The sequence below is a fragment of the Paenibacillus sp. GYB004 genome (genome assembly GCF_036577605.1).
Classification (GTDB): domain Bacteria; phylum Bacillota; class Bacilli; order Paenibacillales; family NBRC-103111; genus Paenibacillus_AB; species Paenibacillus_AB oceani.
Genome location: NZ_JARBDB010000040.1, coordinates 1 through 13,898 on the forward strand (window position 1 = coordinate 1; position 13,898 = coordinate 13,898).

The following is a 13,898-nucleotide window of genomic DNA, read 5'->3' on the forward strand; positions in this document are numbered from 1 at the left end:
CTAGTGCCCCATCAGATAACCTTGATCTTGTTTTGCTCACGTAGAATAGCCGCATGACGTTTGTTTTTATTCCGCCAACGAAGATAAGCTTGAATAGCTGAGCCAAGATCTTTATGCGCTGTGAAGTCGCTGCCTTCCAGTACGAACTTTCGAAGCGGTCCAAAATGACACTCGATTCGGTTTAACCATGATGCATATGTCGGTGTGAATACGAGTTCTACATCGTTTTCCTGTGCCCAAGCTTTCACTTTTTTATGGTGGTGCGGCGAGAAGTTATCAAGAACGATGTAAAGTCTTTCCGAAGCATGAAAGCGGCGGCGAAGCACCTTGAAGAAACGAAGAATATCTGCGTGTTTCTTCGTTTTCGAAGCGTGGCCATATAACTTGTTCGTTTTTAAATCAAGCGCAGCAAGCAGGTGGCGGACGCCATGAGGGCGTGTATACGTAGCACGTAATCGATTAGGACGACGTTGTTGGAACCAGCCCTTTCCGCGGTAAGGCTGCAGGGAAAGAGGACCAAATTCGTCTACACAGATTACGCGCCCGTCACATGGAGGCGCTTCGTATAACGATTCGATTCGTTTTTTTTAACTTCAAAATCAAGGTCGTTCGATTCTTTCCAGGTCTTCGTGTGCTGGTACGTAATCTTTGCTTCATCTAGAATAACCCGTACCGTTTCAATGGAGATCGATGCCGCTAGGCCGCGCTCTTCAGCAGCTTCTTTCAATTTAGAAAGCGACCAGTTTGTAAATGGATACCCAATGGTGTGCGGTGGGATCTGCGCCAAATCAATGATTGCCTCTCGTTGTTCCGTCGTGAATGTCGGTTATCGACCTCCGCCATAGTTTGGCTTGAGAGAGCCCATTCCTTCTTCGTTAAAACGATGGATCGTCTTTCGAATGTGTTCACCAGAGATATGATACAGTCGGCTAATCTCAGGCACTTTCATTTTCTGTGCAGAGGCTAGGATCAGAAGTGCACGCCGAACCTCAACCGGTTCAGTACCTCTACGGACGATATGCAGCAGTTTGTTGCCTTCTTCATTGGATAACTCACGAACGTACAAAGTCATGGCAATCCCTCCGAGTCGTAGTCGTTAAGGTTATTTACCCATATTTCCAACTACGATCTCAGATGGGGCACTAGTTCTTTTTTTAATTTCAATCCAACAAGCTCCGCTTGTTTTCTACCCAAATCAGTTAACGGAGTATCAGTCCAGCCACCCGACATATTATTTATGTGATGCTCTGACTGACAATGTTGAATAATATACATTTTCCTCATATCTTGCTAATACCCCATGTACCTGTCTCTCTATTCAGTCTACCATTCCCACCAGTTATTGGGATGTGATAAAGTAATTATTAGCTAAGCTTTCCTGCCCGTTGAGAAACGGCAGCCGATCGTTCAGGCCGGCTGCCGTTATGTTTAATTGGGCTCTTGTACCCGTTACTTCAATGAGGCGACCTCAACAGATTCAGCGGGGTCTTATGAAATAAAAAAGAGACCAGCATGACGGCTAGTCCCTTCCTTATGTCCAACCCCAGAAAAAACCGTCCCGATCCCAAGCGACTTTTCCGCTGTGGAGCTTTTTGAAAAATTTCTTTACATTCTTATCAATAGACGTATTCCCGTTCTCATTCACGTAAATAAACTGCTCTCCGAAATTTGTACGAATGTAGTTCACGGCCTCCTCTTGGTACAGAATTCCCGCGAACCTCACCTTCTCCAGCATCCATTCGGCCACCTGCTCGGCTGTTGCTTTCATGGTCATCTCATCAACCTACCAATCGAAAAAGTTGATCTATCTTGATCTGCTTCATCTTTAATTATATCAACAAATACTACCAAAGCCATAACGGCTTTCTCTCACTGTTTCGAGTAAAGGCAACCGATCATTCTAGAGGCTGCCCTTGTGTTTGTATTTAGCTCTTTCGTACCCGTCGTCGTAGCTTAGTGATGCAATGGGTTATTTAATAACTTGGTGCCATGTATCTTCGATATCTTCAAAATTTTTAAATCCGACTTTTTTATAAAACCTTTTAGATTCAGGGGCGGAAATAAGGAACATCAATGTATCCTTTTCTAACTGTGGTTTTAAATACTCTACTAGTCCTTTGCCGATTCCCATTCCCTGGTACTCAGGGTCAACAGCAATATCGTTAATGTAACAGTCAAAGCAAAAGTCTGTGAATGCTCTCAGGAAACCCACTAACTTCCCGTTATGCCAAGCGGATACTTTAATATTTGCATTCTTTAACATCAATTCCATGCGTCTCTCGTCGTTAGGTCGTCTTAAAGTAGCTTTGTTGTATAGTGCTATGACTTCCTTCGATGATGGTGTTTCATCGCTTTTGTAAATTATCATTAGTTCAGACCTCATTCAAAAATTTATTAAGGACGACATAATTATACATGTATTTCCTTATTGAGCATAGCTTCCAAATAGCTTAATAAAAAGAGGAGCAGCTGCCGTGGCAAAGCTGATCCATATAGTTATACAGTGCCTTTTCTAGGCTATCACACCCGTAGCTTATTGAAACCGCTAAATCGAATTAACGACAGATTTAAATGTCCATTTCAGAAATAACTATTGAATTATTACTCTTATTTTTGTATAAATATTTAAAATCTTATTTCCTGGGAGGGATTGGATGTATCGAATTAGAAAACCAACAATTACAGATACAAATGAGATGTATAAACTAATAAATGCATACGCTGATGAAGGCAAACTACTTCATAGAACTCTTAATTCAATTTACGAATACCTTCAGTGTTTTTATGTTGCTGAAAGTAACGGTGAAATTGTTGGAACCGTAAGCCTACACATATTGGATAAAGATCTTGCAGAAGTTAGATCACTGACTGTATCAACAACTCATTTCGGAAAAGGTATCGGAAGAAGTCTTGTGTATGCCGTCTTAGATGAAACAAGAAAGCTTGAGGTTAAAACTTTATTATCTTTGACATATCAAGTTGATTTTTTTAAAAAGTGTGGCTTCAACATCGTCGATAAGAGCAACTTACCTATGGAAAAAACATGGAAAGATTGTATGAATTGTTCTAAGTTTTCAAACTGCGACGAAAATGCTATGGTGCTTGATACTTTTAAAAATTACAAGTAGAAGAGGTATTAGGCAAGCTCGACTGAACTATCCTGCCCGTTGAGGAAACGAAAAAGGAGCTGCCGCGTAGGAGCTCCTTGACTATCGTGCCCGCGACAAACTCTGTTCCACGGAGCGCGGAAATGACTTTGTTCTGCTCGGCCGGCGATCTTTTAGCATTCCGTCGCCGAAACACTTCCAACAGAAGCGTGTTCAGCTCTGAAGCTGACTTACCTGTGGATGGCATCTCGACGAGCTCATCCTGTTCAAGCTTATGGAGGATGCCTCTGATTTCATCCTCTCCGAGCTCCACTTCATTCTTTTCCAGCGACATCTTATAGCCCTACCCTTCAACATTTTAATAATATCCCCGGCAGCCTCGCTTTTTGAACTATCGTCTCCGTTTAGCTGAGCCACCTTCACTTTACTTCGGCATCCCACTAACAATCGCTTCATGGGTTCGGCTGCTCGTCTATCATTTTCTGTGTCTCTTCCGCCATCATACGCAAGCCTGTGTTGAGATCGACCGTTCCCGCAAGCAACGCATTCAGATGCTTCTCATAGATGCTCCTCGCTTTGGAATCGACGTTCGTTGTCGCTGCAAGCGGCGCGAAAGGATAATAGGTGACCGCCTGCCAATTTTTACTCGGGAAAGGAGATTCCGATCCAAGCGTCTCCCTCACTTCCTTGGCTCTCGAAGCCATCAATGTACCGCCCTTCGAATTTTCGACAAAAAATTCGAGCGAAGTCCAAAACTTGATTGCCTCCATGGCCGCCTCTTTATGCTCCGAAAGCGAAGTGATGCCGAAATAATTCGGAGAAACCTGCGAGCCAACTTCAGCCAAGCCGGGCAATACCGGAAATGAAACCATGTCCCAATCGAGCGACGAAAACTCTTTTGTCAGTGCAAGCGGAGCGGCCGCCGTGTACAAAAGCATGGCAACCCTGCGGTCCTTGCTAAACGTTGACCAATCCGGTATTTTCCCTATTTCTTTGTATGCTTTCGTGAATACGGGATTTAATAGCACAGATTGGACCAGTGTCTGCCATTGCGCGTTCGTATGAACCGTCGGTATTCGCTTGGTCCCGTCCACCAATGGCAAAGAATAGGGATTCCAGCCGATCATCGCACCCGTACCATGGCTGCCGATCCCGTAATATTGCACGCTGCCGTCAAACCGTGTCATTCTGTTCGCCAGATCGAGCGTTTCCGCCCATGACATCCCGTCTTTCGGATAGGACACTCCGAACGTATCGAAAAGCGTCTTGTTGTAGTAGAGCAGCAAACTGTTCATCTTAACCGGAAGGCCATAAAGCTTTCCATCGAACATCTGCCGCATCGATTCGATAGCTGTCGGCTCCAGATGGCCAATATCGACGTTATGCTTGCGGATCAAGTCGCTCATATCGTACTTCAGATCGTAATCGAGCAGCGTCTCCTCGAATCCTCCCCGTGAATTGGTGTACAAATCGAACTTGACGCCGGTTGCCAGCAGTTCGGGAATCGTCGTGCCATTAGCCTTCGATGATTGAATGTACCGCACATCGAGATGAGGGTGTTTTTTGCGCAGCGGCTCCAAATAAACCACTTCCATCTCCTCTATAGGAGAAATGGACACTAAGGTTAGCGGAACGCGTTTGGCCGGATTTTCTTTAGCCGTTTGAGGAACATCGGCTCCCTCTTTTGCCCCTCCGCTGCAAGCTCCGACAATAGCGGTTATTCCGGCTAACAGGATTAGCAATCTTGCTCTCTGCTTGAACATATGGACACCCTCGCGTTTCCATCATTCTGGTCTAAAACCCGCTTCCTGCAACATGCGAACCAGGTGCATTCGAGCATCTGCGATTCGCTGATCGATCAGCTCGGGTACAGACGGTCCGTCCACCCGCTCCAAAAATACATTGCCCTGGAACCCGCCCCTCTTTAAAACGGTAAAAATAGCCGGGAAATCTACATCTCCTGTGCCGGGTATCGGGAAATCGCGTGCGCCCCGTTCCCCGCGGTGATCTTTGGCGATAAGCGAATGCGTGCGCTCCGCCACCTGGGGAAAATCGTCAGAGGCATCAATTCCTTCGTAAAACTCCACATTGCCGGGATCGTAGCATCCCCGAATATGCGGGGAACCGATTTGCTGCAAAGTCTCCAGCATATCCACGGCGGTTGCCGTATTGCCGGTATGGGGTTTGATCGTTATGATGAGGTCGAGTAGGGCAGCTTCCTCGGCAATTTGTTTGTACCGTTCGATGTATGCCCGGTTTATCGGTTGCATTTCCTCCTCTGTCAGAGGATCCGACGGAAAGGAGCGATAGCTTTGCGTCCCGATTGTAAGTATTTCCTTGATTCCCAGCGCTTTCGCTAGTTGCATGCGCTGCCTCGCCCGCTCGATCGGCTGATCGATCTTAAAATGTGCATTGGACATGAGCTGCAACGGTTGCAAGTTGTACTCGGCAAACAGTCCGGTCAATTGGCCGATGGCACCGATGTCGTCCGCATCCGGTAATTCAATCCCCGCGTGAGGATTCCCGATGCCGATATATCGATACCCCGCGCGCGCGATTCCTTCCAAAGCCCTTTCCATGGAACAGGTTGCATAAGGCAATGTCATACAGGCCAGTTTCATCTTCCGCGTCCCTCCTATTCAGTTCCCGCAATCCCGCGTTCAGTACCAGTCGTACGGTACCCCAACCTCGCTCAATACCGGATGGGCGACATATACGAGACTGGTTGCATGGACAGACAGTTTCCGTATACCGAAGGAAACTGTTCCCGAGGACGGCAATAAGTCTACGTAGGAGACGAGCTGCCAATCCGTATTCTCAAAATAGGCTGTCGTGCTCGGACCTAACTGACTGGAATAGGCCGCAGCACCCGCCAAAGCCTCCGAAGCTCTCGCATAAAAAGCAAAATAAACGTACTTGCTCGCTAACTCCGGGTACAACGCCAAATCGATCGTGAACCCCCAGTCGCTCGTATTGGCAGCCCCGGACAGTTCAAACGCCTCGTAGGTGCGGTAGGTGGCGCTCGACAAAGCAAACGTTCCGCTTCCCGTCGTGACGGGAACGAATTGTCCCAGACCCGGCGAGTAGTTTACCCTCGTAACACCCTGAATTTCAGCCTTATGAAAGTGTGTCTTCGATGCGGCCAAGTCCTCGATTTGCAAATTCGCCAGCGAAGCGTACGTTTCGTCGTAAGCGACGCCGTTCCCGTATATCTTCAGATTGTTGACCCATGCTCCCATTCCGGTCCTGCTCGTCCCTGTTCTTAGCAGCGTGTAGGCTTTGAAAGGAGCGCTCGAGCGGGAGATGCTGTTGTTGCCGATCTCCAGCCCCAGCTTGGCGGAATAGCAAGCTACCAAACAGTCGGAATCCCGTAGACTGGCGAAATTATTGACGATCCGGATGGAGCTGACCGGCTGCGTGTTGCCGACCGTGGCCGCTGCGACTGTTCCGTTTATAATGATCTGCGCTTTCACCAACCGCTCCGGATTCGCAAACGAATAACCGACCGAGCCATTATTTTCGAAATAGTTGTCGGACAGATCGAAGGGCATGATTGAATTGCGGGCGAAAACGCCGCATACTTTGTTTCCTTCGATATTGCAGCCGTTGATCCGGACGCCAAGCGCTTTCCTGGACAAATAGATGCCAATGCCGTCATTCGTGAATATTTTCGTATTCACAACATTGAAGACGTTCACTTCACCATCAACCAATTGGATGCCATCGCCGCGGTTGTAAGATATTTCGCATGTCTCGACGTCATTGCACCAGCCGTAGCCGATAGCAAGCGCGGCCAAGGTCGTTCCTTTGATGGAAATCCGGCGGAACAGCGAATGCGCGATTTTTTTGGAATATATCCCGTACTTCGTCTTGTTGTCTCCGGAAATGTCGAGATTCGAAAATTCGAACTGATTCCCCACCACGGTATCCGTAAACTTGAAGATTGCTTCGAGCGGAGCCGACGCCGTGACGGAAGCATGCGGACGAATGACGGAAGAATGGACCCGGCGGTTATAGTCGTCCCCGATCAGCCGAATCCCTCGCTTACTGGAATCGATCAGGATCGGGCTTGAGATCAAATAAAAATCGGAAGACGGAAAGTAGACGACTGACCCCCGGTTCTGCGCGGCATCCACAGCCGCTTGTATGGACTGTGTATCGTCAGACGCGTTGTCGCCTTTCGCCCCAAACCATTTTACGTTGAACGCTCCCTGGAAAATGCGTTTGAACCGTGCTCCTGTAGCCGAGACGATTACCAGACCGGTGTCATCCGCGCTCGACCCGTCGGCCGGATCGAAACGGAACACGCCCTCCTGGCCCGGATCGGTCACAACATAAAATTCCGCAGGAGCCGTAGACAAGGAACGCAGCTCGGCAATCGTCACCTTGGGCCAACAACACCCCTCCTCTTCCGCCCCGTATACCGCTTCTGTCACCCGTTTCCCCTGGACATTCGCGGCGCTCCACAGACTGCCCGCGACCAAAGCCGTGCCTGCCAAGCCAATCGATGCGAGCAGCTTTCTTCTGCTGCCGCTGACCGTTCCCGAATCGTCAACCTCTTCCTTTGTGCCGATTTCTTTCTCTTGATTCATAGTAGACCTCCGATCTGTGGTTTTTGGTTATCAAGAAACGGTAAGCGTTTACAAATAATGAGCAAGCTGATCCTGCTTTCAGCATAGTGGAACCCGATTGCTTTTAAAATAAAGAGAATTAAACCAGACTATATATAAATTTTAACGGAATTCCGAGAGAAGCCCCCTTCCTGGGCAGGGAGGGGGTAACTGTCGGCCGGGCAACGCCTGGATGATCTTCCTGGATCATGCCCTAAAGAATCGATCGTATGTTACAATCAGTCTCAGATTATGTTAAGGCTAGTGAAGTACTCTTGCAGAACGGAGGAGCCGACTTGCATACCGAAGAGGGTCGAAATGTTCTGATCCCCCAGCTCACATATTGCAGATATTGGGAGCGAAAAGACAAATTTTTGTTTTATGAGGATACCTGCAAGGAATGGACCATTTTCGCCGTCATAGACGGGTCGTTCCAGTATGAATTTAACGAGGAGAAGGGCATTGCCGCATTCGGCGATTTGATCATTTGTCCGGCAAATACGGTTCTGCGCAGGGTCGTTATATCGCCGCTTACTTTTTTTGCGATTCGGGTTCGATGGCGGATCAACGACTTGGTGAGGGCGGGACAGGCGGAACCGACCCGGTTTGTCGGCAAAACGAGTATCGCCGATACGAAGCGGTTGGCAACCAACTATTCCTTGATGAAGCAATCCGAAGGACTCAGCGAGGAAGTGAAGCTGTGGCTGTGCGGTCACTATATGCTGGACATCTGGTTATCATATGGGAGGGAGTGCAGCAAATGGCCTTGGCCGAAAGAATGGCAAGCTGGCAAACAACCAGAGCCGATCATGAACGAAGCCTCCGCCCTCATTCGCAAACATGCCTTTGAGACTGTTGATCTGAAGGACATTGCTGCACAATTGCGACTAAGTCCAGCACGGCTATGCCAGAAGTTTAAAGCTAGCTTCGGACAAACCCCGATCCAGTTGTTGACCGAATTGCGTCTGGAAAAAGCGAGACAGCTGCTGCTGGAAACAACCATGACACTTGATCAAATCTCGGAATACATTGGTTACCAGAACGCCTATTATTTAAGCTACATCTTCAAGAAGCATATGGGAGTCACGCCGACCGCCTTCAGAAAAGCGCATCGGATCTAGCTGCTTCCCCGGCAATTCCGCGAGTTGGCGCGAAGCTATTACCGCCGCCACTTTCCGGTTACGGAAGAGGTGCGGTACACGGCGCACTTGAACCCAGGAAGCGCGCGGCGAATCGCGTTCGAGCTACGGACCGCTCTCGCGGTCCTTCTTCATGTCGTGATTAGAGGTGTTCAGAGGAATCGAGCTGAATAAAATTCAAATGTTTCATTCGGTTTATGACAGCTAACACTTCATTAATTCTTGGTAATTCAAGCCATCTATCGAAATCAGGGAAAAAGGAAGAAAATACGATATCTACTCCTTCTCTCTCCATATCTTCGAGTGCTTTTTTGATCTTTTCATGAAGAAAGATGAGGCGATCCTGATTTCTTACAGCGATTTTTCGAATTAAAAAGGCGATAGCTGCAAGCTGGGCGTGTGATGTGATATTGTAAAGCCCTCTGATATCAATTTGTTCATCACCTATCATCATGTATCCCATGGTTGAAACCATCAGCTTTTCTGTACCACTGCCCTGCGGATAGCTCGAAAAGTGATCGGTGGTTATTTTTCTTTCTATCTCCCATTTTGTATAGGGGATACGTTCGCGTGGTTTGTCGTGTTCACATAATTTTTTTGCTTCCTGGGTTACGTTTTTTGGCACAAAATTGTCCATCAGGATGATTTGATCGGCAACGGCTAAAAATTCACCGCTACCTCCAATAACAAGAACGGAAGATACGTGGGCAGCCTCATAAAGCTCCCTGACACGTTCCGTAAAAGGTGTAATGGGTTCATGCTTGATTAAGGAACGCATTTTGATGTCTTGAATCATAAAATTCGTCGCACTTCTGTCTTCATCAATAAGAAGAAGCTTACACCCGACGTTGATTGCCTCCATAATATTGGCGGCTTGAGATGTGGAACCTGAGGCGTAGTCAGTCGAAAACTGTTCAGCCGAACCATTGGGTATCCATTTTATGAAAGGCGTTATATTGATATTTTTTATGGAACGGCCTTCCTCTGCGGATATTTCCATTGCACTTTGATCGGTTATCACAAATTCTCGTCCGTCGCCTATGCTGTGATTGTAAATCCCCGAATTTAGTGCATCCAGCAAAGTGCTTTTACCCGAATAACCACCGCCGGTGATGACCGTCACACCTTGTTTAATTCCCATTCCTCGCAGACCACAAATTTCAACTTCAACATCTTCCGGAGATGTAAAAGGCAAGGCACCCTCCAGTGGCCCGCTGTTGTCTTTATTTCTTGGCAAAATGCTGCCATTCGCAATAAACGCACAATAATCACTGGATTTCAGCCATTCGCGAATCCTATTTTGTTTTTTTACCAATCCATAGGCTGCATTTAATTGGATGAGATCAAACGTAGCAATAAACTTCTCCACTTCTTTTGGAAGCATTTTGCAGAGCATGCGCATAGCTTTATCATTATTCCTGAACGGAAGTTGAACTGTAATCATTAAGCATAGATACCATTCTTCCGAGATGACTTCGACAAAGGATGCATTACGTTGCAACACCACATTCGTTGGACGAAAACAATAATAAGCACCATTTTCTTTATCAGGACGTGACCGGTTATAAATCAATTCATTTAATGTCCTAATATGATTACCCCATTCTCTTAATGCAAAATCGGAGAGAGCTACTTGATCCCTATTTTCATCTAAGCCGAGACGGTCAAAAGGTATTTTTATGGTGATGCATGGTTTATCCAGTGTGAGTTTATGTGTCCGTTCAATGTAATAGGCAACATCATTATTCCAATAGGTTGGGTCAGGTTCATAAATCATACTATACGATGACTGTCCGGATTGTAAGGAGCGAAAATATTGAGCGAGTCTTTTAATAAAGGATCATCCTTTCTTCTTTGGAAAGCGGTGATTAACGGGAAACGATGCCGAAAATGAAACGATATCTCAAGAAGGGGGCCCCTTATCCTTTGGAACAAGGTAACGACGAGACGGATCGCCCCCTACTCTCCAGGTGTGAGCCTGCTCAAACATAACCCGATACGGTTTGAAATGTTCCTCGAAAAATGAATTCCTTCCTAAGTCATTCAAGTTCAATACATATTCCCCCTAATAGAGTTCAGATCCATTTGCAACACAAACGATTAAATCCTAACCAATTTAAAATAAAACCACTATTGTTGCCTTGACCAACCTTTTGTCCTTAAAAAAATAACAGCCACTCCGTAAGTGGCTGTCATAGACCGGCAAGAAAGCGAAAAACGTTCCTTCTGCCTAAATATAAAAGCCCTGAGAGTGAGTCCTACCCTCAGAGCCTAATGGATTCGTAAAAATTAACTAAAAAGCAATATGAGGATAAGACGTATATGTTTTTTTTGTTTTCATTGTCCTCACCTCGTTACGATTTATTTTTTACAGCACCACAATCCTAACATAGAGATCATCCACAATATAGGGAAGAATTAATTATAATGAACTCAAACCCTGAAATAGGTAAAAGATGCCCCCATCGATTGAAAACACCACGATAACGACGGCAGCGAACATTTATCCAGTTGTGTCAGGTAACAATCGAGATATAGCAATTGCTTATAGAAGAAATCTGTCTGCTAGCAAGGAGCTGATCGTAAAAAGCCACTCGTCTACAAAATTTTTATTGAGCTCTTGTACTCCGTTTGTTTAATCAACAATGCCTTAATGTTTATCCCGCATACCTCCTAAAATGATGTTATATCCATCCGGATCTAATATATGTGCATTTGAGAAGTCCCAACGATCTGCTGTAATCACAAACGGTTCTACACCAATATTACCGCCTTTTTCGCGTACCTCTTCAGTGATGCGCCATACATCCTCCCAAGCTACGTGTACAAAAGTATCCCATTGTTCATTGTCTGCCGGCACAGCATTGGGATGTACTTCATCTGGCGATACCGCCTCTTGCAAGATAACTTCCATTTCACCGCGTCTTGCATAGCCCTCTTCATTCACTTCGTCACATCCCAATATATTTCGATACCATTCCAAAGACTTTTTCAGATCCGAGACAAGACGTACTTGTATCGCCTTTTTGAATGTAAATTCTTGTTTTTCAGGTGTTGCTTTCTGCTCGTCTGACTTTTCCTTTCTCGCACTTAAAACCATGTTGTATCCATCTAAATCTAGGATATGCGCTTTTTTGAAAATCCTAGTTCCATGTGAGTACTCAAAGGGTTCAACGGCAATTGTTCCGCCCTTTTCCCGTACTTTTTCAACAATAAATTCAAGGTTACTCCAATCCACATAAATAAGTGAATCCCAACTATAATCTGGACTATCCCATTCTGTTGGATAAGCTGATCTCTTCTTTGAAACGGCGTTTGGACGAATATCTTTTTCCGAAACAGCCTTCTTTAATATTAGACCCATCCCTTTTCGTGCTGCATGTCCATAACCAGAAATATCATCACAATCAAATACATCCCGATACCACGCCTGAGACTTTTGTACATCCAATACCATACGTACTGGAAACGTTAGCAAGAATTGTCCTCTTTCAATGTTACTATTCTCCGTTATCACAGGCACATCTGTGTTGTTGCTCGCATTTTGTTCCGACATGATCACAACCTCCAGTTGGTTTATCTGTCCGCTAACAACTTTTAATGCACTTGGAATACTGGTGGGCTTGTACCCGCCAACCATTCTTTCCTCTACATCAGATTGTTCTTTTGTGACCTGACTCATGAATATCACCTCAATTAGGTAAATATTACCACAATAAAGGAAGCTAAATGTGTATTAATTTATCAAATTATATTTCCCGTTAGCTTAACGTCGCCCCCATCTGGCCCGTCGAACCGGACTCGCGCGGCCCCCGCCGATTGTCATGTACCGCATGATTCAATCGCATCCTTCCGCATGAAGGCGTGACGACTCATTTTGTCCGCTGCCTTTGCGCTGGAAAGCAGCCTGTACAATCGGCCAGGAAGCAACCGCACGTTCATAAAATTATGTTCGGCGCATACCGTTCGGCAGAGTCCGGCAAACGCTAAGTGCTGTCAACGACGTTTACGCCATGGGGAAAGGTGGACCCGGCCATCTTGATGCCCGCAGTGTTAAAAATCACCCGTTGAGGTACGAAAGAACACTGACGGGATGCCAGTGTCCTTTTCGCTTATTATATATTGCACCGGCAGCCAAGATTGGCTTCGTACCATGCTATGGAGAGTTCCAGGTTTTTAACGGGAATTTGCACATTTTCTCCTACTCACGCTGTCTCTCATAAATAATTCCTCGAATCCGTTCCTCGCTTAAATTGTAAGTCTCCGCCAACTGCGATATGCTTATCCCCCCATAATAGCTCCGGCATATCTCGGTATTTCGCTACTCCATATTTTCGCGTACTCCGGTAGAAGTGCCCCACTCCTGGCGGTCCGTCTGAGGAATGTAGATGTGTTGGCCTTTAACATACTTCTGAATTTCTTGAATTAAGCTTTCCGGCAAAATCTGTTTAGCATTTACATATTTCTTCATTGGCGTTTTCCCATTACAATCTCTTGGAAAGACGAATCGCATTAGATCGTTCGGCATTTGTATTATGGAACCCTTCGGAAACCATAGCGGCAAACACATCAAAATGGTTCAATGTAAGCCTCGTATGGACATGACGCAAATCCAATTGCTTCATCGTTACCAGGCATCCCTGAACGAATCTCCTAATCTCTTTTCGACTAACCTGGTACTGAGGCCTGATATGGATACCAAAAGCTGAAGCAGTAAGAAATTCATTGGGTGTTCCTCCATAGGTCACTCCAACTCGATAAAACGCGATTCCCACTATCGCTTCTGATCCTGAATCTCTCAGGGTAAGAATGACTTGGTTCGGTTCGCGTGTAAGGCTAGGAGGATACTGATTTCGGAACAACTCGGCCATCGCCTCTTCTCCGTCTTCCAGAAGCATCCGCTCAATATCCTCCACACTCATGAAACCTAATCTCTGCCGGTCAAAAGTCGTCTTCCGAGCTGTAGTCGTGCTTCAAGCTCGATCCTGGTTTTGCAGTCTTCGCAGCAATGTATTCCTTTGAGATTTCGTTTCACATGGTCG

General features: G+C 46.1%; 14 protein-coding genes and 1 pseudogene. 2 read left to right on the top strand and 13 right to left on the bottom strand.

All coding sequences use genetic code 11. The annotated features are described in order from the left end of the window. Positions 1-11 precede the first annotated feature (11 nt). The 6 genes from PV433_RS34125 to PV433_RS16360 form a co-directional block, all read right to left on the bottom strand. Complete coding sequence (locus PV433_RS34125) at positions 12-578, bottom strand: IS630 family transposase (RefSeq protein WP_442951542.1); 567 nt, start codon at positions 576-578, stop codon at positions 12-14. Continuing rightward, a complete protein-coding gene (locus PV433_RS16345; protein WP_332073141.1) occupies positions 536-787 on the bottom strand; it encodes a hypothetical protein in 252 nt (83 codons plus the stop codon). Before PV433_RS16345 ends, PV433_RS34125 begins: the two co-directional genes overlap by 43 nt. A 39-nt stretch (positions 788-826) precedes the next feature. Then, positions 827-1,072, bottom strand: coding sequence for a helix-turn-helix domain-containing protein (locus PV433_RS16350; protein ID WP_332073142.1), 246 nt, complete (start codon positions 1,070-1,072; stop codon positions 827-829). Positions 1,073-1,122: 50 nt separating this feature from the next. Next, entirely contained in the window at positions 1,123-1,284 is a 162-nt protein-coding gene (locus PV433_RS34130) for a phosphoglycerate mutase family protein (protein WP_442951537.1), read from the bottom strand. Between the two features lie 247 nt (positions 1,285-1,531). Continuing rightward, the gene (locus PV433_RS16355) at positions 1,532-1,768 is read right to left on the bottom strand and encodes a DUF6953 family protein (protein ID WP_332073452.1); all 237 of its coding nucleotides are present in this window, start codon (positions 1,766-1,768) and stop codon (positions 1,532-1,534) included. 201 nt (positions 1,769-1,969) lie between these two features. Beyond that, positions 1,970-2,368 carry a GNAT family N-acetyltransferase gene (locus PV433_RS16360; protein ID WP_332073143.1) on the bottom strand — a complete coding sequence of 133 codons (399 nt, stop codon included), beginning with the start codon at positions 2,366-2,368 and terminating at the stop codon, positions 1,970-1,972. Positions 2,369-2,654: 286 nt separating this feature from the next. On the opposite strand from PV433_RS16360, the gene PV433_RS16365 reads away from it, so the two are divergent. Beyond that, complete coding sequence (locus PV433_RS16365; RefSeq protein WP_332073144.1) at positions 2,655-3,128, top strand: N-acetyltransferase; 474 nt, start codon at positions 2,655-2,657, stop codon at positions 3,126-3,128. A gap of 431 nt (positions 3,129-3,559) precedes the next feature. On the opposite strand, the gene PV433_RS16370 is transcribed toward PV433_RS16365, so the two are convergent. From PV433_RS16370 to PV433_RS16380, 3 genes are read right to left on the bottom strand one after another with little or no spacing between them, the layout of a single operon-like run. Then, positions 3,560-4,870: an ABC transporter substrate-binding protein gene (locus tag PV433_RS16370; protein WP_332073145.1), complete on the bottom strand. Its 1,311-nt coding sequence runs from the start codon at positions 4,868-4,870 to the stop codon at positions 3,560-3,562. 21 nt (positions 4,871-4,891) lie between these two features. Then, entirely contained in the window at positions 4,892-5,728 is an 837-nt protein-coding gene (locus PV433_RS16375) for a sugar phosphate isomerase/epimerase family protein (protein ID WP_332073146.1), read from the bottom strand. A gap of 39 nt (positions 5,729-5,767) precedes the next feature. Continuing rightward, positions 5,768-7,699: a glycosyl hydrolase family 28-related protein gene (locus PV433_RS16380; protein WP_332073147.1), complete on the bottom strand. Its 1,932-nt coding sequence runs from the start codon at positions 7,697-7,699 to the stop codon at positions 5,768-5,770. Positions 7,700-8,013: 314 nt separating this feature from the next. Between PV433_RS16380 and PV433_RS16385 the strand changes: the two genes are divergently transcribed. Continuing rightward, positions 8,014-8,838 (top strand): helix-turn-helix domain-containing protein, encoded by an 825-nt coding sequence (locus tag PV433_RS16385; RefSeq protein WP_332073148.1) that lies wholly within the window; start codon positions 8,014-8,016, stop codon positions 8,836-8,838. Between the two features lie 160 nt (positions 8,839-8,998). Here PV433_RS16385 and PV433_RS16390 read toward each other — a convergent pair whose 3' ends face one another. The 4 genes and pseudogenes from PV433_RS16390 to PV433_RS16405 all read right to left on the bottom strand — a co-directional run bounded on the left by PV433_RS16390 (position 8,999) and on the right by PV433_RS16405 (position 13,778). Then, positions 8,999-10,633 (bottom strand): P-loop domain-containing protein, encoded by a 1,635-nt coding sequence (locus PV433_RS16390; RefSeq protein WP_332073149.1) that lies wholly within the window; start codon positions 10,631-10,633, stop codon positions 8,999-9,001. An 873-nt stretch (positions 10,634-11,506) separates the two neighbouring features. Further along, the gene (locus PV433_RS16395; protein ID WP_332073150.1) at positions 11,507-12,538 is read right to left on the bottom strand and encodes a VOC family protein; all 1,032 of its coding nucleotides are present in this window, start codon (positions 12,536-12,538) and stop codon (positions 11,507-11,509) included. Between the two features lie 519 nt (positions 12,539-13,057). After that, a pseudogene (locus PV433_RS16400) lies at positions 13,058-13,327 on the bottom strand (CD3324 family protein). Positions 13,328-13,340: 13 nt separating this feature from the next. Further along, positions 13,341-13,778 carry a hypothetical protein gene (locus PV433_RS16405; protein WP_332073151.1) on the bottom strand — a complete coding sequence of 146 codons (438 nt, stop codon included), beginning with the start codon at positions 13,776-13,778 and terminating at the stop codon, positions 13,341-13,343. Positions 13,779-13,898 lie beyond the last annotated feature (120 nt).